The sequence below is a fragment of the Gordonia hirsuta DSM 44140 = NBRC 16056 genome (genome assembly GCF_000333015.1).
GTDB classification, from domain to species: domain Bacteria; phylum Actinomycetota; class Actinomycetes; order Mycobacteriales; family Mycobacteriaceae; genus Gordonia; species Gordonia hirsuta.
Window position 1 is genome coordinate 17,688 of record NZ_BANT01000028.1, and the last position, 18,995, is coordinate 36,682.

General features: G+C 68.6%; 17 protein-coding genes. 7 read left to right on the plus strand and 10 right to left on the minus strand.

Annotation, left to right across the window (positions count from 1 at the left end; genetic code table 11):
* Nucleotides 1-459: 459 nt before the first annotated feature.
* Entirely contained in the window at nucleotides 460-1,266 is an 807-nt protein-coding gene (locus GOHSU_RS10750; protein WP_005941142.1) for an aminotransferase class IV, read from the minus strand.
* Nucleotides 1,267-1,341: 75 nt separating this feature from the next.
* Here GOHSU_RS10750 and ygfZ point away from each other — a divergent pair, with 75 nt between their 5' ends.
* Both ygfZ and GOHSU_RS16605 read left to right on the plus strand, forming a co-directional pair.
* The gene (gene ygfZ / locus GOHSU_RS10755; protein ID WP_005941146.1) at nucleotides 1,342-2,505 is read left to right on the plus strand and encodes a CAF17-like 4Fe-4S cluster assembly/insertion protein YgfZ; all 1,164 of its coding nucleotides are present in this window, start codon (nucleotides 1,342-1,344) and stop codon (nucleotides 2,503-2,505) included.
* Between the two features lie 157 nt (nucleotides 2,506-2,662).
* Nucleotides 2,663-2,848: a DUF3073 domain-containing protein gene (locus GOHSU_RS16605; protein WP_005941148.1), complete on the plus strand. Its 186-nt coding sequence runs from the start codon at nucleotides 2,663-2,665 to the stop codon at nucleotides 2,846-2,848.
* 418 nt (nucleotides 2,849-3,266) lie between these two features.
* Here GOHSU_RS16605 and purM read toward each other — a convergent pair whose 3' ends face one another.
* The 3 genes from purM to GOHSU_RS10770 all read right to left on the minus strand — a co-directional run bounded on the left by purM (nucleotide 3,267) and on the right by GOHSU_RS10770 (nucleotide 6,456).
* On the minus strand, nucleotides 3,267-4,361 hold the full coding sequence (gene purM, locus GOHSU_RS10760; RefSeq protein ID WP_005941151.1) for a phosphoribosylformylglycinamidine cyclo-ligase: 1,095 nt from the start codon (nucleotides 4,359-4,361) through the stop codon (nucleotides 3,267-3,269).
* A 59-nt stretch (nucleotides 4,362-4,420) separates the two neighbouring features.
* Complete coding sequence (purF, locus tag GOHSU_RS10765) at nucleotides 4,421-5,977, minus strand: amidophosphoribosyltransferase (RefSeq protein ID WP_005941154.1); 1,557 nt, start codon at nucleotides 5,975-5,977, stop codon at nucleotides 4,421-4,423.
* Nucleotides 5,978-6,057: 80 nt separating this feature from the next.
* Nucleotides 6,058-6,456: a sterol carrier family protein gene (locus tag GOHSU_RS10770; RefSeq protein ID WP_005941156.1), complete on the minus strand. Its 399-nt coding sequence runs from the start codon at nucleotides 6,454-6,456 to the stop codon at nucleotides 6,058-6,060.
* Nucleotides 6,457-6,540: 84 nt separating this feature from the next.
* Here GOHSU_RS10770 and GOHSU_RS10775 point away from each other — a divergent pair, with 84 nt between their 5' ends.
* The gene (locus GOHSU_RS10775) at nucleotides 6,541-7,401 is read left to right on the plus strand and encodes a PHP domain-containing protein (protein ID WP_005941158.1); all 861 of its coding nucleotides are present in this window, start codon (nucleotides 6,541-6,543) and stop codon (nucleotides 7,399-7,401) included.
* Nucleotides 7,402-7,418: 17 nt separating this feature from the next.
* Here GOHSU_RS10775 and GOHSU_RS17030 read toward each other — a convergent pair whose 3' ends face one another.
* Together GOHSU_RS17030 and GOHSU_RS17085 are read right to left on the minus strand one after the other, a co-directional pair.
* Nucleotides 7,419-8,090, minus strand: a complete 672-nt coding sequence (locus tag GOHSU_RS17030; RefSeq protein ID WP_024332921.1) for a hypothetical protein — start codon at nucleotides 8,088-8,090, stop codon at nucleotides 7,419-7,421.
* A 145-nt stretch (nucleotides 8,091-8,235) separates the two neighbouring features.
* Nucleotides 8,236-8,997 (minus strand): DUF3824 domain-containing protein, encoded by a 762-nt coding sequence (locus tag GOHSU_RS17085; protein ID WP_005941167.1) that lies wholly within the window; start codon nucleotides 8,995-8,997, stop codon nucleotides 8,236-8,238.
* A gap of 158 nt (nucleotides 8,998-9,155) precedes the next feature.
* Here GOHSU_RS17085 and GOHSU_RS10790 point away from each other — a divergent pair, with 158 nt between their 5' ends.
* Together GOHSU_RS10790 and GOHSU_RS10795 are read left to right on the plus strand one after the other, a co-directional pair.
* Nucleotides 9,156-10,667 carry a glutamate-cysteine ligase family protein gene (locus GOHSU_RS10790; RefSeq protein ID WP_005941170.1) on the plus strand — a complete coding sequence of 504 codons (1,512 nt, stop codon included), beginning with the start codon at nucleotides 9,156-9,158 and terminating at the stop codon, nucleotides 10,665-10,667.
* Between the two features lie 38 nt (nucleotides 10,668-10,705).
* Nucleotides 10,706-11,503: a glycerophosphodiester phosphodiesterase gene (locus GOHSU_RS10795; protein ID WP_005941172.1), complete on the plus strand. Its 798-nt coding sequence runs from the start codon at nucleotides 10,706-10,708 to the stop codon at nucleotides 11,501-11,503.
* Between the two features lie 48 nt (nucleotides 11,504-11,551).
* Here GOHSU_RS10795 and GOHSU_RS10800 read toward each other — a convergent pair whose 3' ends face one another.
* Genes GOHSU_RS10800 through purL form a run of 3 tightly spaced genes read right to left on the minus strand, consistent with a single transcriptional unit; the run spans nucleotide 11,552 to nucleotide 14,887 of the window.
* Nucleotides 11,552-12,022, minus strand: coding sequence for a DUF2752 domain-containing protein (locus GOHSU_RS10800; RefSeq protein ID WP_005941174.1), 471 nt, complete (start codon nucleotides 12,020-12,022; stop codon nucleotides 11,552-11,554).
* Nucleotides 12,023-12,031: 9 nt separating this feature from the next.
* Nucleotides 12,032-12,541 carry a CD225/dispanin family protein gene (locus tag GOHSU_RS10805; protein WP_005941176.1) on the minus strand — a complete coding sequence of 170 codons (510 nt, stop codon included), beginning with the start codon at nucleotides 12,539-12,541 and terminating at the stop codon, nucleotides 12,032-12,034.
* A 51-nt stretch (nucleotides 12,542-12,592) separates the two neighbouring features.
* On the minus strand, nucleotides 12,593-14,887 hold the full coding sequence (gene purL, locus GOHSU_RS10810; protein ID WP_005941179.1) for a phosphoribosylformylglycinamidine synthase subunit PurL: 2,295 nt from the start codon (nucleotides 14,885-14,887) through the stop codon (nucleotides 12,593-12,595).
* 99 nt (nucleotides 14,888-14,986) lie between these two features.
* On the opposite strand from purL, the gene eccA reads away from it, so the two are divergent.
* On the plus strand, nucleotides 14,987-16,699 hold the full coding sequence (gene eccA / locus GOHSU_RS10815) for a type VII secretion AAA-ATPase EccA (protein WP_081597779.1): 1,713 nt from the start codon (nucleotides 14,987-14,989) through the stop codon (nucleotides 16,697-16,699).
* 9 nt (nucleotides 16,700-16,708) lie between these two features.
* Here eccA and GOHSU_RS10820 read toward each other — a convergent pair whose 3' ends face one another.
* Nucleotides 16,709-17,167 carry a hypothetical protein gene (locus tag GOHSU_RS10820; protein WP_005941185.1) on the minus strand — a complete coding sequence of 153 codons (459 nt, stop codon included), beginning with the start codon at nucleotides 17,165-17,167 and terminating at the stop codon, nucleotides 16,709-16,711.
* A 228-nt stretch (nucleotides 17,168-17,395) separates the two neighbouring features.
* Here GOHSU_RS10820 and GOHSU_RS10825 point away from each other — a divergent pair, with 228 nt between their 5' ends.
* Nucleotides 17,396-18,859 (plus strand): HNH endonuclease signature motif containing protein, encoded by a 1,464-nt coding sequence (locus GOHSU_RS10825; protein WP_005941188.1) that lies wholly within the window; start codon nucleotides 17,396-17,398, stop codon nucleotides 18,857-18,859.
* The last annotated feature ends 136 nt before the right edge of the window (nucleotides 18,860-18,995 follow it).

The window sequence follows — 18,995 nt, forward strand, 5'->3', positions numbered from 1 at the left end:
GCTACCCCCACACTTGTACTACTACTTTCCGTAGTGCGTGCCGTAACCGTACGACTCCGCCGGTGCCCGAGCCAGTCGAAACCGGGCCCTTGTGCCCTGGTCAGCGGCCCGTACTGGACCAAGAGGCGCAGTTCGTGGCTGAAGACACACTCCTCGGCGGCCGATCAGGCGATCGCCGAACGAACCAGCGCCGCCATGTCTACGCCTCCGCCGCCAGCCAGCGGCACCTCGTCGAAGGTATGGATCGATGTCGCCAGGGTCGCCGATAGGAGGTCCTTCAACTTCGAGAGCGCGTCACTGACAACGAGGCCACCAGGGGGCAGGCACAACCTGCAGGCGGGCCCGCTAACCGGGGCCGGTGTGTCTCAGGCAGCGACTCTCCCGGGTGCAGTAGACGCCGACACCGATAGCTGCAGCAGCATGGCCGGGACTGCTACCCCGGACACGATCGGCAAGCAGTTACGCCTCCATCAGCAAGGCCAAGACATCAACAGCCGACGACCCCTCAAGTCGCTCACCGTCCAGACTGCGTACGCGTGCGGCAAGCGTCACCGCGGACACCAGCCACACTCCATCGGCGGCCAGTAGATCGTCGACACTCAGGGAAGCCTCGCGCGCACCCAGCGCTGCTGCGGTGATGCCCGGCAGGATGGGCAGGCTCCGCGGCGGGGTGAGAAGTTCACCCTCGCGAGCGATTACGACAGAGGACCGCGGCCCCTCGTAGACCACCCCCTCCGGTCCGATGAGGATCGCGTCGTCAGCGCCCCGTGCGAGCGCCTCCCGCGAGGCCGCAGCATGCCCGGCGTAGGCCAGTGACTTGATCCGGGCCAGCGGTGGCGGCGACCATTCCAGAGTGACGGCGCTGACCCCGTCGCGGCGGGCGGCCGCGACCCGTTCGGGAACATCGTCGACCGTCAGATAGCAGGTCGGCTCCCCGGGCCGACTCTCCCGTCCGCGCGAGTACACGATCCGCAACATGCCCTCACGGCCGCGGCAGCCCGCACCGCGGACCCACCCCCCGACCGCGACATCGACCGCCCGTCGCAGCGCCGGCACATCGGGGACGGGCAGATCCAGTTCTGCCGCACCGGCCACCAACCGCTGCAGGTGCGGCTCCACCAGGCGGGCCCGCCCCTCGCGCACCAGCAGAGTCTCGAAGACGCCGTCGCCGCGCCGCGCCGCCAGATCGTCGGCGTACAGCAGCGGCTGCTCCGGATCATGCAGTCGTCCGTCGCCGGTCACCAACACCGAGGTCATACCGATCAAACTAGGCCACCGACCGTTGGGGACAGAACTCGTCGGGGCAGAACTCGTCGGGGCAGAACTCGTAGACTCGAAGCCATGGCCGTCGATCCGTCTCCGATCCTGCTTCGTCACTCCACCGCCGTGCCCACTCCGGACGGCGATCTGAGTCCCGGTGTCGCCTGGCACTACGGCGACCCCCTGGGCGAACAACGCACCGCTGTGCGCTCGGCGGTGATCGTCGACCGCAGCGATCGGGCGGTGATCGAGCTGGCCGGTCCCGACCGACTGACCTGGCTGCACACCATCGTGTCCCAGGACGTCGCCGAGCTCGGCGACCGGAAGAGTGCCGAAAGTCTGTCGCTGGACGGCAACGGCCGCGTCGAAGACCACTTCGTCCTCACCGACGTCGACCTGGTCACCTGGGTCGACACCGAGCACGACCGCGGTGACGCTCTGCGCCAATACCTCGAGCGCATGGTCTTCCGTTCCGATGTGACCGTCACCGCCCGCCCGGACATGCGTGTGCTGACGCTGATCGGCCCGCAGGCCCGTACCGGCCGACTGGCCGAGATGCTCGAGATCCATCCCGAAGCCCAGGTGTACGACGCCGGCGATCTGCCTGAGCAGCATCACGAGGACGAGCCGCTGGGGTTCTGGCGGATCATGCCGCCGACCGGGGAGGACCGGGACGTCCCGGTGGTGGATCTGGTGGTCCCCGACACCGAGGTGACCCAGTGGTGGACCGAGATCGTGGCCGCCGGTGCCGGCGAGGCCGGGGTCTGGGCACAGGAGGCCCTGCGCGTGGCCGCCATGCGTCCCCGCCTGGGTATCGACACCGATGAGCGCACCATCGCCCACGAAGCCGACTGGATCGGCGGTCCCGCCGAATACGGCGCGGTCCACCTGGAGAAGGGCTGCTACCGCGGTCAGGAGACGGTGGCCCGCGTGCACAATCTCGGCCGGCCACCGCGCAGGCTGGTGCTCCTGCACCTGGACGGCAGCGCCGGTGATCGTCCGTCGACCGGCGACCCGGTCACCCTCGACGGCCGCGCCGTCGGCCGGATCGGCACCGTCATCGATCATCACGAACTCGGACCCATCGCACTGGCCCTGGTGCGCCGGGCCGTCCCCGTCGACGCGCAACTGACCGTCGGCGACGGTGAGGGCACTGCCGCCCGCATCGATGCCGACTTCTACACCTCGGACGATTCGGTCCCCGCCGGACGGGCCGCAGTGAACCGTCTACGCGGCCGCGACTAGGGAAAACCGCTGTTCAGCGTGCTTCGGCGCGCGCGGCGAGGCCACGAGTCCACACGTTTGCTCCGAACCGGGTAGACTGCTCCGCAGGAATACAAATAACGAGAAGAACGGGGCCGCCACCACGTGGCCGCCCCGTCATTGTGCGAGGGGGTCCCCTATGGGCCGTGGCCGGGCAAAAGCAAAGCAGACGAAGGTTGCTCGTCAGCTCAAGTACGCCACTCCGAACACAGACCTCGATAGCCTGCAGCGTGAGCTGTCAGGCGCCCGCGGTCAATCACACTCTCCTGCCGACGACTGGTCCGATGAGGATGGTTGGGCGCAGGACGACTGGCAGCGCGCCTGACGCGCTCTCACCCGTAGAGCCCTGCACTTCTCGATCGAGGGTGCAGGGTTCTCTGGTGCCTCCCACCTCACCGCCGGATGATCGGCCGGTCGAGCGCCCATTCCTGCGCTGCACCGCACCCGATATCCTCCGGCGCTGACGCTCTGTCCGACTTCGGGAAACCGCTACGGCAGCGTCGTCGGGACTGTTCACGGACCGTCGCCCTCGGGTCGCACGTGCGCGGACGCGCAACGACCCCTCGTCTCGGCCCAAGCATCCTCAGCGCTGATGAACGCTGCAGCCGCACGACTCTTCTGGGCTGACCACCCTGGCAGGACTGGGCCGGTTCCGGCGCCGTGACCTGTCAGGAAAAACCCCGTGTACCGCGATCGCGGTACACGGGGCTGGTCTGGCTCAACTCCCGGGCCGGGCACCCGGCTCAGAAGCGCGGGTAGTCGCCGATCAGTTCGGCGCTGCCCGGCGCTGCGGACTCCTCTGCCCGGTTCACCGAGCCCAGGATCCAGTTGTCGACGTGCCGCGCGGTCAGAATGGCCTGGGCGCGATCGGTGTCCTCCGGCGCCACGATGGCCACCATGCCCACACCCATATTGAAGGTCCGCTCCATCTCGGCGCGCTCCACGCGGCCGCGCTGGGCGATCATCGAGAACACCGGCGCAGGCGCCCAGGACGCGCGCTCGAGTTGCGCGGACAGACCGGCCGGCAGCACGCGCCCCAGATTCTCCGCCAGTCCGCCGCCGGTGACATGGGCAAAGGTGCGCACCTCGGTCTCGGCGGCCAGCGCCAGGCAGTCCTTGGCGTAGATGCGGGTCGGTTCCAGCAGTTCCTCGCCCAGGGTGCGGCCGAACTCCTCGACGTGGCCTTCCAGGTCCATCCGACCCCACTCCAGGAGCACCTTGCGGGCCAGGGAGTAGCCGTTGGAATGCAACCCCGAACTGCCCATGGCGATCACCACATCGCCGGGCCGGACGCGATCGGGACCCAGAATCGAGTCGGCCTCCACCACGCCCACTCCGGTGGCCGAGATGTCGTAGTGGCCGTCTTCCATCAGTCCGGGGTGTTCGGCGGTCTCCCCGCCCAGCAGCGCGCAGCCGGCGTCGTAGCAGCCGTCAGCGATGCCGCGCACGATGTCGGCGACCATCTCCGGCACCACCTTGCCGATGGCGATGTAGTCCTGCAGAAACAGCGGCTCGGCGCCGCAGACCACCAGATCGTCGACGACCATCGCGACCAGGTCCCGGCCGACGGTGTGGTGGATCCCCAGCGCCTGGGCGACGGCCAGTTTGGTGCCGACCCCGTCACTGGAGGCGGCGAGCACCGGCTCGCGGTAGTCGCCCTTGAGGGCGAACAGCCCGGCGAAGCCGCCGAGGCCACCCATCACTTCGGGCCGGGTCGCACGCTTGGCGTGCGGCGCGAACAGTTCAACGGCCCGCTCACCGGCGTCGATGTTCACACCGGCGGCCGCGTACGACGCTCCGGCTCCGCTGTCGAGGGGGTTGGCGGCGCCGTCGCTCATGGTCGAAGCACTCCTGGTCGAGTCGATGGATCAGTCGCAGCTCAGGCTACCGGAGACGGCTACGGCCGCATCACCGCGCTGACGTTGTCGTTGGCTGTGGTGAGCGGGTCCACACCATCGGCGACGGTGGAACTCTTCATCATCGTCTCCAGAACCGCCTTGCCCATCGACGTCTCTTCGGGCAGCGGGATCGGATAGTTGCCGTCGAAACAGGCCTTGCACAGTGATTCGGCGGGCTGTCCGGAGGCCTCGACCATTCCGTCCACACTGAGGTACCCGAGAGAATCGGCGTCGATGGCCTGCCGGACGCCCTCGACCATCGCCTCCTCCGACTCCATCCCGTTGGCGATGAGCTCGGCCGGAGAGGCGAAGTCGATGCCGTAGAAGCACGGCCAGCGCACCGGAGCCGAGGCGATGCGCACATGCACCTCGGCGGCACCGGCTTCGCGGAGCATCCGGATCAGTGCTCGCTGGGTGTTGCCGCGCACGATCGAGTCGTCGACCACCACCAGCCGCTTACCGCGGATCACTTCTTTGAGCGGATTGAGCTTGAGCCGGATACCCAGCTGACGGATCGTCTGGCTCGGCTGGATGAAGGTGCGCCCCACATAGGCGTTCTTCATCAGACCCTGGCCGTAGGGGATGCCCGACTCCTGCGCGTAGCCGACGGCGGCCGGCGTCCCCGACTCGGGCACCGGGATCACCAGATCACCGATCGCCGGCTCCTCCTGGGCCAGCCGGCGCCCGATGTCCACGCGCGCCGAATGGACGCTGCGCCCGTTGATGACGCTGTCGGGGCGGGCCAGGTAGACGTATTCGAAGATGCAGCCCTTGGGGGTGGCTTCGGCGAAGCGGGAGCTGCGCACTCCGTCGGCGTCGATCGCGAGCAACTCGCCCGGTTCGATATCGCGGACGAAGGAAGCACCGACGATGTCCAGCGCCGCGGTCTCCGAGGCGACCACCCAGCCGCGATCGAGGCGACCCAGTGACAGCGGGCGGATACCGTACGGATCGCGCGCGGCATACAGCGTATTCTCGTCCTGGAAGGTCAGACAGAAGGCGCCGCGCAGCGTCGGCAGCAACTCCAGGGCCGCCTGCTCGAGCGTCTTGTCGGCGGCGGCGTGCGCCAGCAGCGCTCCGATCACGTCCGAGTCCGACGTCGCGGTCTCGTTCTTACCGTAGATCCCCAGTTCCCGGGCTCGCTGCGCGAGTTCAGCGGTGTTCACCAGATTGCCGTTATGCCCCAGTGCCACCCCGTTCCCGGCGGGCGTGTGCCGGAAGATGGGCTGCGAGTTCTCCCACGACGTCGACCCGGTGGTCGAGTAGCGGCAGTGACCGATGGCGATGTGCCCGTGCATGGAGGCCAGCGTCTGCTCGTCGAAGACCTGACTGACCAGGCCCAGGTCCTTGAACACCAGCACCTGGGCGCCGTCGCCGACGGAGATGCCGGCCGCCTCCTGACCGCGATGCTGCAGCGCATAGAGGCCGTAGTAGGTCATCTTGGCGACGTCCTCGCCAGGCGCCCAGACGCCGAAGACCCCGCACTCCTCGCGGGGATCGTTTTCGATTTCGTCAGCCGCCGGAAGGTCGGTTTCTGAAGTGGAAAGGTCGGTCACCTGGACGCTCCGATTTCGTGGGCTGGGGACGGGCGTACGCGCTGCCGAGTTTACGTGCCCGTACCCGGTGTTGAACAGGCTCAGTCGCCAGATGTGACGCGAACGATGGGCAGGGCTGCAGCGATGTCGCCGGCCCGATGCCCCGAAGCACTGACGCGGTGGGCCGCGATCGAGGCCTCCAATTCGGCCAAACCGGTCGCCAGCAGCAACCACTCCCGAGGGGTGGTCTCCAGCACGTTCGGCGGTGTGCCCCGGGTATGCCGCACCCCCGACAGACACTGGACCGCCACGAACGGCGGCACCCGGACCTCGACGGCGTTGCCCGGAAGGTCCTGCGCCAACGCTCGCGCCGACAGCCGGACCGCGGCCGCCAGTTCGGTCCGCGACGGCGCCGGTACGGTCTCGTCGTGCAGCCAGTCGGTCACAGCCAGCACCGCGGCCCGCAACTGCGCCGGGTCGACGGTCGTGGTGCGTGCCATCTGCCGATCTCCTCCTGGTCGCCGCGCAGAGACCTCTGCGTCGAGCTCTCCGCGTCGAGCGTATCGAGACTAGAATTCGCCGGTGTGAGCCGCACCGCCGATCTACACGTCCACACCTCCTGGTCCGACGGGACCGACTCGGTCGCCGAACTGTTCGCCGCCGCCGCCGACGCCGGCCTCACGACGCTGGGCATCACCGACCACGACACCGCCGCCCACTGGGACGAGGCAGCCGAGCTGGTGCCGCCCGGTATGCGGGTGCTGCCCGGCACCGAGTTCTCCACCAAACATCCCGGCCCGGACGGCACCTTGGTGTCGGTACACTTGCTGGGCTATCTGTTCGATCGTCACGATCCGGCGATCGTCGCCGAATGGGAGCGGATGCGCACCGAACGCGCCGGCCGCGGCGCGCGGATCGTGGAGAACCTGATCGCCGCCGGCCTCCCGATCACCCTCGAACGGGTCGAGGAGATCGCCGGCAACAGCGCCATCGGCCGCCCCCACATCGGACGCGCACTGGTCGAAGCCGGCGTCGTCGGCTCGGTCGGTGAAGCGTTCACCGAACTGCTCAACGAGAAAGGGCCGTACTACGCGTCACTGCGGGCGCTGCCGTTGACCGAGGGGATCGCCATGGTCACCGCCGCCGGCGGCGTCCCGGTCATCGCCCACCCGCGCGCCCGGGCCGCCGCCACAGTGCTGACCCGACAGGTACTGGAATCGATGGTGCCGCTCGGGCTGGCAGGCCTGGAGGTCGAGCATCCCGACCACGATGCGGCCGCGCGCACCGAGCTGGCCGGGATCGCCAGCGACCTCGGGCTGCTGCAGACCGGGTCCAGCGACTATCACGGCACCAACAAAACACTCCGTATCGGGCAGGAACGCACCAGCGACGACGTCGTCGAGCAGATCATCGAGCGGGGAGCCATCGCACCCTTCGGCGGTTGATCAGCCGCGCCGATCGATCAGCGGCGCTTGACTATGCCCGCGATCCCCACACCGACCAGCGCGATACCGCACAGCAGGGTGAGAATCAGCCCACCGCCGACGTTGACGCCGCTGTCGGCGATGTCGACGATGTCGATCAGGGCGACTGCGGCGATCAGTAATCCGCACAGCAGTCCTACGATGCCGGCTGCCAGATGGATTCCAGACTGCTTCCTGATCAACCCGCTGGCCAGCGCCACGGCCGCGGCGATCAGCGCCAGCACCAAGGTGATCCAGCCGTCCCTACCGTCGTCGGTCCCGCTGACACTGAGGACCCCCAGCGACGCCCAGGTCATATTCGCGGCGATGATGGTCACCAAGCTCACCCCGAGCATGATCCAGGCGATGACCGCCACCGCGGGACTGAGCGGTACGACCGGCGCCGGCGCGTAGCCGAACGGCGCGGGCGGGTAGTGCGGCTGCTGCGGGTACTGCTGTTGCGGGTACTGCTGTTGCGGGTACTGCGGCTGCGACTGCTGCGCGTACGGCTGCTGCTGCGGCGGCTGTTGCGGGTACGGCTGCTGCGGCGGCTGTTGCGGGTACGGCGGCTGCTGCGGGTAGTGAGGAAACTGTGGCTGCTGCGGCGGATGCTGTCGCGGAGGTTGCGAGGGGCCCCACTGCTGAGGATCACCAGGATACGGTTCGGTCACCCCACCATCGTCCCAGATCAGCGGAGACGCGACCTTTGCAACCTCTGACGACAGCGAGTTCGCCCGCCGAGCAGCCAGCTGACAGTCGGCACCCGGTTCGCCAGGACCAGCGTGGCGGGTCAGCCGGCGCAGAAACGACGGCGTGTCAGGCGTTCGTCGCAGCGAACCACTTCGTCGTGGACGGAACCAGCGCGAGCACCAGGGTCACGATCGGGAAGAGCAGGACGATGAACCAGGCGATCCCCATCCCGGTCGCGTAGGCGGTATCCAATTCCACGCCCGGCCGGTCGCTGACGTCGCTGAGGACTTGCTGCAACCAGATGCCGACGACCAGCCACACGATGATGTCGAGGACGCAGCCGCCGATGACCAGCCAGCGACCGATCACGTTGCGCAGGAGCATCAGCACACCGCCGGCGGCAAGCAATAGACCGACCAGAATGGCAGTGACCAGCTGCGCAGTGTTGAGTGTCTCGATCGAATCCACCTGCGATGCGGTCAGTCCGCTGATGTCGTCAACGGACGCCCCGGCTGTGTTCACCAGCAGCACCAGCATGTGGATCACGCCCAGCAGCGCCAGAATCGCGGCGATGCGCGACGTGACGCCCGAGGGGCCGCCGGTCGGCGGGGTTCCCGGGTACGGACCGCCGGCGAACTGCGGCTGATTCGGATACTGCTGCGCCGCCGGGTAGGGCTGGCCGGGGTACGCCGGCTGGCCTGGGTAGGACTGACCCGGATACGGCTGCTGCCCCGGATAAGACTGACCCGGATACGGCTGCTGCCCCGGAAACTGCTGCTGGCCCGGATACGGCTGCGGTCCGGGGTAGGACTGCTGCTGTCCGTAGTACTGCTGTTGTCCGGGGTGGGACTGCTGATCCTGCGGATCATAGGGCGACGGACCGTTCATGTACTTCTCCTTGAACTCGGATATGTCGCTGGTGGCACTCCAGCCGTTCCTCTGCCAGGGTGCCACCCGTGCGTCGGCCGGACTGAGGGCCGGCCGGGTTGGGGGGGGTTCGTACGTGAGAGCGCCCGAGCCGCAGGAAAGTTCCCTACGATTGCCAGATGGGCGAAGACGTCAGCCGCCAGAAGTTCACCGGGGACGATCGGGTCCGGTTCCGCGAACAGGTCTCCCGCGGCACCGAAGCCATCGCCCGCATGCTCGCCGAAGGTCTGTTCACCGATCAGGGCCGCAAACCCGAGCCGCTGCTGGGCATGGAGGTCGAACTCAATCTGATCGACGCCGCCGCCAACCCGTCGAAGGCCAATGCCGCGGTCCTCGAGGCGATCGCCGACCCGGCGTACCAGACCGAACTGGGCCAGTTCAACATCGAGATCAACGTCTCGCCCCGGCCGTTCGTCGGCGGCGACACCGTGAGCCTGGAGCAGAGCCTGCGCAGTTCCCTGAACCGGGCCGACGCCGCCGCGGCCACCACCGGCAACCATCTGGTGATGGTCGGTATGCTCCCGACCCTGAGCACCGAACACTTCGGTCACCATTGGATCTCGGCCAACCCTCGCTACGACCTGCTCAATGAGCAGATCTTCGCCGCCCGGGGCGAGGATCTGGAACTGGACATCACCGGGGTCCCGCTCACCGCAGGTGCCGTCGCCGACCGCCTGCACACCACCACCGACTCGATCCTCCCCGAAGCCGCCTGCACCTCCCTGCAACTGCACCTACGGGTGGCTCCGGAGGATTTCGCGGCCCACTGGAACGCCGCGCAGGCGATCGCGGGGGTGCAGGTCGCGATCTCCGGCAACTCCCCCTTCCTGGCCGGCCGGGCCCTGTGGCACGAGACGCGCATCCCCGTCTTCGAACAGGCCACCGACACCCGGCCGCTGGAACTGAAGAATCAGGGGGTGCGGCCACGTGTCTGGTTCGGGGAGCGGTGGATCAACACGATCTTCGATCTCTTCGAGGAGAACACCCGCTACTTCCCCGCCCTGCTGCCGGTGTCCACCGACGTCGATCCGCTCGCGGTCCTCGACGCCGGTGAGATACCGATGCTCGACGAGCTCCGCCTGCACAACGGCACGGTCTACCGATGGAATCGGCCCGTGTACGACGTTCTCGACGGCAAAGCACACCTGCGGGTAGAGAACCGCGTGCTGCCGGCCGGCCCGACCGTCGTCGACATCATGGCTAACGCCGCCTTCTACTACGGTCTGGCCCGCGGTCTGGTCGAGGAGGACCTACCGGTCTGGGCCGCCATGTCCTTCGACGCGGCACGGGAGAACCTGTCGGCCGGCGCGCACTGGGGTATGGACGCCCAGCTCTACTGGCCCGATCTCGGGTGGATCCGCGCCGACGAGCTGACGCTGCGCCGGCTGCTGCCGATCGCCGAGCGCGGCTTGATCGGCTACGGCGTCTCGGAGAAGGCCCGCAATCGCTATCTGAAGATCATCGAGGGCCGCTGCGTCACCAAACAGACCGGTTCGGTGTGGCAGCGTCGCGCGGTCGCCGCCCGGGAGAGCGCCGGACAGGATCGTCCCCAGGCACTGCGCGGCATGCTCGCCGATTACGTCGCCCTGATGCATGAGGGCGAGGCGGTGCACAACTGGCCGGTGCCGTGAGCGCTCCGATCGGTCTGCGCCATCGCCGTGGCACGACGATGCTCAAGTGGCATCGGGCCCGCCGCCGCGCGAGCGATACACCGTTCACCGCCAGCCGCATCGTCGAGGGGCTGCGCGCCGGCGCCTCCGTGGAAGTGGATCTGCTGATCCACCGCGACCGCGGCTTCGTCGTCCTGCACGACCGCAACCTGGCGCCCGGCACCACCGGACGCGGCCAAGTGCATCGGGCCTCGGCGCACAAGCTGCGCGCCCTGCGACTGCGTTCCGCCGACGGTCGCGCCGGAAACGACCCCGTCCTGCTGCTCGACGACCTCGCCGGGCTGCTCGACAGCATGGAACTGCCGCCCACCGCCTCGCTGCAACTGGATTTCAAAGAGGATGCGCGCGCTCTCGACGGTCGCTGCATCGCCTCCTTCGCCGCCGCGGTGGCACCCTTCGCCTCGCATGCGATCCTCTCGTGCGGGGACGCCGAGGCGGTGCGCGTGCTCACCGACGCGGTCCCCGGACTGGCCGTCGGCTACGACCCGTGCCATCGCGGTGCCGCCGACGCCCTGCTGGCCTCCCGCGACTTCGCCGGCTTCGTCGAAGCCGCGTGCACGGCGTCCCCGCGTGCGAGCATGATCTACCTGGAGATCCGGCTGATCCTGGCCGCCGACGACGACGGCGTCGACCTGATCGGCGCCTTCCACGACAGCGGACGCCGCGTCGACGCCTACACTTTCGCCGGTCCGGCGAACCCGGGGTGGCGGCCGGTGATCGATCGGCTGCTGGAACTGGGGGTCGACCAGATCACCGTCGACGATCCCGACGGGGTGGCGGCCCTCTACGGCGGCTGACCCCCGAATCGGCCGCCGGCTACAGCGGATCGGCCGGCGTGGTCGCGGTCAGACTTCCAGTGCCAGGAACGGCGCGAACGGCAGGTTGCGGACCACGAACCACGCCAGGGTGGCCACCAGCAGCAGCATCGGCGCATACCGGAGTTCGTGCCAGCCGCGGAGCGGTCGACCGCGCCACAAACCCGCCGTGTAGGTCACCAATGACGCCGCGGCCAGCACGACGAACAGGACGCCCAGTGCGTTGAAGTGCAGTGCCGCACCGAGGTCTCCGTGCAACAGGCTGTAGAGCATCCGCGACATCCCACAGCCGGGGCAGTTGACGTGCAGCAGAGCGTTGGTGGGACAGGGCGGAATGATGCCGCCGGGAGTGGTGGGGTCGGCGAACCAGATGATCGCGGCGCCGGCGCCCACGACGGCGAGCGCCGCCGCGGGACCGACGATCCGGTGCCGGGCCGCGGCGACAGCGACTGCACCGGCCCGTTCGACCGGCCCCGCGGAGATCCCCATGCCCTGCGCCACGCGCCGCTCTTAGCTGCTGAAGTTGTAGGTGTCGGTGTATACGTGCAGGTTGCCGGTCGCCGCAAGGATGATGAAGCTGACAACGGCCAGCGCTACGGCCACACCGAGCACGATCCACGCGATCTTCGAGTACTTGGCCGCGTCCGCCGCCGAGGTCTGCGCACCGATCTGATCGCCCATCGCCCACATCTTGTTGACCTGGCTCGCCTTGACGATCGCGACGATGCCGACGATGCCCGCGATGAACGGCAGGCAACTGCCGCAGCCCAGGATGAAACTGGCCACGGTGACAAGGATCGACGAGGTCATGCTGTTGGCCGGTGGCGCAGCCAGCGGCGCACCCCCGTATTGCGGGGCCCCGTATTGGGGCGCACCGCCGTAGGGCTGCTGCCCGTACTGCGGGGCACCCCCGTACTGCGGCTGCTGCCCGTACGGCGCACCGGGGATCTGGGGGTCCGGGATCCCTCCGTCGGGGATCTGCGGGTCCCGGTCTTGGGGGTCCTCGTTCGGTCCTGTCATGGTGTGACTCCTCTCACGCCGGGTACGGTACCGAAAGCGTAGCCGAGGACCTCAGCCGAACAGGCGCGGCAGCGTGCCCTCGTGAACCTCGCGCAGCTCGTCCAGGGTCACCGTGAACTGGTCCTGAACCTCGACGCTGTCGCTGCCCTGATCGACCACGCCGATCCGGGTCCACGGCAGACCGCGGGCATCGAGCATCGCGACCAGTCGAGACTCTTCGGTGCGCGGCACCGACACCAGGACGCGGCCGGTCGACTCCGAGAACAGCGTCACGAAAGGATCGGCGTCCTCGGGCAGTACCACCCGGCAGCCGGTCTCCCCGGCCAGTGCGGACTCGGCGACGGCCTGGATCAGGCCGCCCTCGGACAGGTCGTGCGCCGAGGTGATCAGTCCGTCGCGGGAGCCGGCCACCAGGACCTCGCCCAGCAGACGCTCGCGCTCCAGGTCCACCTGCGGGGGCACACCGCCGAGGTGGTCGTGCATCACCTGCGCCCAGATGGACCCGTCGAACTCGTCATGGGTCTCCCCCAGCAGAATCAGCAGGTCACCGGGGTCTGCACCGTAACCGAAACCGGTCGGTAGACGGCGATCGACGTCGTCGATCACACCGAGTACGGCGACCACCGGCGTGGGCAGGATCGGCGTGGATCCGGTCTGGTTGTAGAAGCTGACGTTGCCGCCGGTCACCGGGATCCCCAGCTGCGCGCAGCCGTCGGCCAGACCGCGCACGGCCTGGCTGAACTGCCACATCACCGCCGGGTCCTCCGGCGAACCGAAGTTGAGGCAGTTGCTCACCGCACGCGGCGCCGCCCCGGTGGCCGAGACGTTGCGGTAGGCCTCCGCCAGCGCCAGCTGGGCGCCGCGGTACGGGTCGAGATAGGTGTAGCGGCCCGAGGCATCGGTCGAGATCGCGATGCCGCGGCCGGTCTCCTCGTCGATCCGGATCATGCCCGAGTCGGCGTTCTCGGCCAGCACGGTGTTACCACGCACATAGCGGTCGTACTGCTCGGTGATGAACTTGCGGCTGCACAGCGCAGGGCTGGCGAGCATCGTCAGGAAGGTCTCCCGGAGTTCGTCGCCGGTCTGCGGACGCGTCAGCTCCGCGGTGGTCGAGGCCACCAGCTCGTCCTGCCACTCGGGGCGGGCCAACGGGCGGTTGTACACCGGGCCCTCGTCGGCGACGGTCTTCGGCGGCACGTCGACCACGGTCTCGCCGTGCCAGTCGACCACCAGGTTCTCCCCGTCGGTCACCTCTCCGATCACGGTGGCCAGCACATCCCACTTGCGGCAGACCGCCATGAAGGCGTCCACGTCTTCGGGCTTGACCACCGCGCACATACGTTCCTGCGATTCGCTGGAGAGCACCTCGGCCGGGGTCATGCCCTCGGCGCGCATCGGCACCTTCTCCAACTCGATGTACATGCCGCCGTCACCGGCCGCGGCCAGCTCAGAGGTCGCACATGACAGACCGGCACCGCCGAGGTCCTGGATGCCGACCACCAGCTCGTCGCGGTACAGGTCCAGACAGCATTCGATGAGGACCTTCTCGGCGAACGGATCGCCCACCTGCACGCTCGGCAGCTTCTTGCGGTTGGGACCGGACTCGCCGTCGCCCTCGTCGAAGGTCTCCGAGGCCAGCACGGACACGCCGCCGATGCCGTCCAGTCCGGTGCGCGCCCCGAACAGAATGATCTTGTTGCCCTTGCCCGAAGCGAACGCCAGGTGCAGGTCCTCCTTGCGCAGCACACCCGCGCACAGTGCGTTCACCAGCGGATTGCCCCCGTAGCTGGCGTCGAAGACGGTCTCGCCGCCGATGTTGGGCAGGCCCAGGGAGTTGCCGTAGCCACCGATACCGCGGACCACTCCATCCACCACACGCCGGGTGTCGGGGGCGTCGACCGCGCCGAAGCGCAGCTGGTCCATCACCGCGATCGGCCGGGCGCCCATCGCCATGATGTCGCGGACGATGCCGCCCACACCGGTGGCCGCGCCCTGATACGGCTCGACGTAGCTGGGGCTGTTGTGCGATTCGACCTTGAAGGTCACCGCCCAGCCGTCGCCCACATCCACCACGCCGGCGTTCTCGCCGATACCGGCGAGCATGCCCTTCTTCATCTCCTCGGTGGTGGTCTCACCGAAGTAGCGAAGGTGCACCTTCGAGGACTTGTAGCTGCAGTGTTCGGACCACATCACCGAGTACATCGCCAGTTCGGCCTCGGTGGGACGACGGCCGAGGATCTCACGGATCCGTGCGTACTCGTCGTCCTTCAGACCGAGTTCGGCGTAGGGCTGCGGAACATCGGGAGTATCGGCGGCGTGGGAAACGGTATCTACCTGGGCGCTCACACCCAACAGTCTATGTCAGAGAAATGTGTGCGGATCCGGTGGTCGACCGCGGTCCCGGCGACTAACGTCTTCCCCACAGCTCTGGGGTTCGGGGGGACCATGACTGCAACTGATCTGCGGCGCATCGCACGCGACTACTTCGATGCCGGGATCGCCCGGCTGGGTACGCCGGAGGCGTTACTCGCCTTCACTCGAGCCAGCGAAGCCGACCCACAGATGGGCGACGCCTGGCTGGGTCGGCTGGCCGCCGGTGACAACAGCGGCGAGACGCTGTTCGGCCTCTACTCGGCCCGCACCTCCATCGGCGTGCAGCAGCGCCGCCTCGGGCTACCCACCGGTCTGCTGTGCGGCCGCGCCCCGACCGGCATGTTCGTGGACTATCCGGTCGCCGATGCCACGCAAGCAACCCTGGCCTATGCCGCCTCCCTGATGTCCGGAGACGACGTCGACGGCGCCCGACGAGTGCTCGCCGAACTGACCGGCGTCGATCAGCCGATCGTCGAATTCTGCTGGGCGGCACTGCATCTGCGGGCCCGCGACTGGCCGGAGGTCCTGGCCGCCCTGACCCGGGTCGATCACTGGGACGACGAGTACCTGGCGGCGGCCGGCACGCTACTGGCCGGCACCGCCTGCGTCCATCTGGGCCTGTTCGACGAGGGCATCCGCCGCCTGGAACAGACCCGCCGCGGTCCGCTCACCAACGCCCACGCACAAGCCGTCTTCACCATCGGGATGGCCCTGCGGGAGAACGACGACGAAGCCGCCGCTCGCACCTGCTTCCAGGAGGCCTTCGCCCTCGACCCGGGGCACGGCGAAGCAGCCCGGGCGCTGTCCGATCCGGCCTACCGGCTGGTGCTCTCGGGCCCCGGCAGCATCGTCGAACCGCACTGCCCCGCCGACCCGGCCGATCCCGCTCCCGACGCCCTCGACTCGCTGGAGCAGGAACTGGCCGAGCAGGTCGGCCTCGTCGAGGTCAAGGCCCAGGTGCAGCGTCTGCGGTCCACGGCGACGCTGGCCAAGCTGCGCGCCGAGCGGGGTCTGCGCACCGGTGAACGCAGCCTGCATCTGGCTTTCGCTGGTCCGCCCGGCACCGGAAAGACCACGATCGCCAGGATCGTCGCCAAGCTCTACCACGGGCTGGGCCTGCTCGGCACCGACCGCGTGGTGGAGGTTTCCCGCCGCGATCTGGTCGGCGAATACCTGGGCAGCACCGCACCCAAGACGGCGCAGGTCATCGACTCGGCGATGGACGGCGTGCTCTTCATCGACGAGGCCTACACCCTGATCCAGGAGGGCTTGACCGGCGGCGACGCCTTCGGACGCGAAGCACTGGACACCCTGCTGGCCCGGATGGAGTCCGACCGCGACCGGCTGGTGGTGATCATCGCCGGCTACGACGCCGAGATCGACCGGCTCCTGGCCGCGAACGAGGGTCTGGCCTCGCGGTTCGCCCGCCGCATCCGTTTCCCGTCGTACCTGCCCGCTGAGCTGACCCGGATCGCCGAGATCATCGCCCAGCGCCGCGACGCACGCCTGTCTGTTGCCGCTGCCCAGACCCTGCACCAGGCCTTCAGCGCGCTGTACGACGACGTCGTCGCCACCCCGACCGGCCCGCGTCGCGGTACCGATGTGGCCGGCAACGGCCGCTTCGTGCGCAATCTGATCGAGGCCGCAGAGGAGGAACGCGAGCTTCGGCTGGCCGGCGGCGACCTCCTCGACGAGGTCACCGACGCCGATCTGATGACCATCAGCGATCAGGATCTGCGCAACGCCCTGCGCACCGTGAACCGGCCGCACAGCGAGCTCCACTGACTCGGGCCGCTAGATCGAGACCGCCCGGATGTGCAGCAGGAGTCCCTTCTCGACTGCGTCGTCGTAGCTGATGGACAACATGCGCGAGCTCGACCGGGCTGTGTAGACCTGTTCGGAACGCTCCAGATTCGGCCGACGCACGATCTGCTGTGCCGGGCCGTCGCCCACCCGGTGCCAGCTGCGGGCGAGTTCCTCGCTGGCCCCCGAGTGCTCCAGCAGTCGCTCGCGGCTCTCGAGCGAGCGGGTGCGGACCGTCAGCTGTCCGGACGAATCACGAAAACCCGGGTGCCACTCACACGAGACCACTTCCTCCTCGCCGGACAACGTCAGTCCCGACTCCTTCGCGAACGGCAACGCGGAATCACAGGGATCGTTGCCGAACACCTGCTGGGCGACGTTCACGGCCACGGTTCCCGGGACGATGACGCCCGCGATCCCGGCCAGGGTCAACAGCAGCCGTGAGCGCACCCGTCGAGTATGCCTCGAGTGAAGAGACGGGCACCGCATAAAACCGGCTCCCGACCGGTCCGACTGCCACCGGCCATCGCCGCCGACGCTGTTTGTCGGAGGGTCGCGATACAGTGAGGGCACAACTTGAAAACACGCGTTGAGCAGCCACGATCGACTCTTCCGGAGGGCCGACCGGCCGGGCACCTGACAGTACACAGGATTGTTACACGTCTCTGGGGGATAGAGATGAATGCTCTGGAATTGACCGCATTCGCCGACCGGCTGGCCGACGATCTGACCATCGATCCGGCTGCGGTCGGGCCCGAAGCACCACCGGATGCGGCCGGTCTCGCCGACTTTCTGGACCGTGCTCGCCCGGTCGACGACGACCGCACCGTTCTGGCGATCGTTGCGGCGGCGATCGCTCTGAAGAACACCGTCGACCATCTGCTGGCCCGCGCTGCCGCCACGATGGAACGCACGAGCCTCCCGCAGCGCAAACGCCTGCGCACCGTCGGCGCGGTGCTGACCGGATTGGGGATGGCCCCGTCCGCGGCGTATCGCACCGCACGCCTGGGCGCCGCACTGACCTCCACCGCCGCGGTGAGCCGGGGCATGCGCGACGGCGCCGTCAGCGCCGAGATGGGCGACGCCGTGATCCGCGGCCTGGCACACATCGACCAGCGCACCATTGTGACCGAGCAGTTGCGTGACCAGGTCATCTCGTCACTGATGGTGCAGACCACTCCGGCAAAGGTCGATCAGAAGGCCCGGGCCTGGGCCCACCGGCTGGCACCGGACGACCCTTCCGACACTGCGGTGCCCCCGGCGGAGGACCTGGCCCTCAACGAGATGACCGTCCATCAAGGTCAGGACGGCCGCATCGAGGCCCGCCTCGACCTGGATGTGCTGTCCGGCGAGGAACTCAATGCCGCCCTGGACCCGCTGTGCCGGCCGATCCCCGAACCCGACGGCAGCCCCGACACCCGGTCCGCCGGGCAGCGCCGCGCGGACGCCTTCACCCAGATCGTGCGCACCTACCTGTCACATTCGGAACGCCCGCTCTCCGGCGGCGTCCTGCCCCATGCCACCCTGCTCGTCCCGGCTCGCCTGACCTCGCCCGGCCCCGCCGCCGATGCCTCGACTGCCACCGGCAGCTCCGGTCCCCCGGGAGGACAGACCACCGCTTCGGCCCCGACTCCGGCCGGGGCGGTGGTGCAGATCCCGCTGGCCGATGTCGACCAGGAGGTCACCCGGGTAGCGGAGTTCGGGTTCACCGGGCCGACGAGCGTCGCGATGGCCGAACTGCTCATGTGTGAAGCATCGGTCGCTGTGGCCCTGCTCGACGACGACGGTCTACCGCTGAACGTCGGACGCGAGCACCGGCTGTTCACCCCGGGCCAGCGCAAGGCCCTGGCCATCCGCGATCGCGGCTGCGCCTTCCCCGGCTGCGGCCTACCCCCATCGTGGTGCGACGCCCACCACATGAAGCACTGGGCGCACGGCGGCGCCACCGACCTGGTGAACGGCGTCCTGCTGTGCCGGCGCCACCACGGCTTCATTCACACCCTGGGCTGGGAGGTCTTCGCCGGCCCCGACCAGTACCCCTGGTTCCTGCCACCGCCGGACCCGGCACACCCCGACCGGTACCGAGAGCCGATCTGCGCCAATGCCCGACGAACCCTGACCAACCTGCCCACAGCAGCGTGAGCACGCGCCGATAGCACTCCTGACCCAGTAGCACTCCTGATCCGACAGCACCTTCCCCTGACACCTGACTTCCCGCCGTTACGGCGGGTGAATCCAGTGCCGGAACGGTTCCGGCGCGATGCGTTGTTTGAGAATT

Excerpts from the sequence above, each read along its gene's own strand:
- ygfZ (WP_005941146.1), top strand. The coding sequence starts at position 1,342 with ATGGCCGTCGATCCGTCTCCGATCCTGCTTCGTCACTCCACCGCCGTG.
- GOHSU_RS16605 (WP_005941148.1), top strand. The coding sequence starts at position 2,663 with ATGGGCCGTGGCCGGGCAAAAGCAAAGCAGACGAAGGTTGCTCGTCAG.
- purM (WP_005941151.1), bottom strand. The coding sequence starts at position 4,361 with ATGAGCGACGGCGCCGCCAACCCCCTCGACAGCGGAGCCGGAGCGTCG.
- GOHSU_RS10770 (WP_005941156.1), bottom strand. The coding sequence starts at position 6,456 with ATGGCACGCACCACGACCGTCGACCCGGCGCAGTTGCGGGCCGCGGTG.
- GOHSU_RS17085 (WP_005941167.1), bottom strand. The coding sequence starts at position 8,997 with ATGAACGGTCCGTCGCCCTATGATCCGCAGGATCAGCAGTCCCACCCC.
- GOHSU_RS10790 (WP_005941170.1), top strand. The coding sequence starts at position 9,156 with ATGGGCGAAGACGTCAGCCGCCAGAAGTTCACCGGGGACGATCGGGTC.
- GOHSU_RS10795 (WP_005941172.1), top strand. The coding sequence starts at position 10,706 with ATGCTCAAGTGGCATCGGGCCCGCCGCCGCGCGAGCGATACACCGTTC.
- GOHSU_RS10805 (WP_005941176.1), bottom strand. The coding sequence starts at position 12,541 with ATGACAGGACCGAACGAGGACCCCCAAGACCGGGACCCGCAGATCCCC.
- eccA (WP_081597779.1), top strand. The coding sequence starts at position 14,987 with ATGACTGCAACTGATCTGCGGCGCATCGCACGCGACTACTTCGATGCC.
- GOHSU_RS10825 (WP_005941188.1), top strand. The coding sequence starts at position 17,396 with ATGAATGCTCTGGAATTGACCGCATTCGCCGACCGGCTGGCCGACGAT.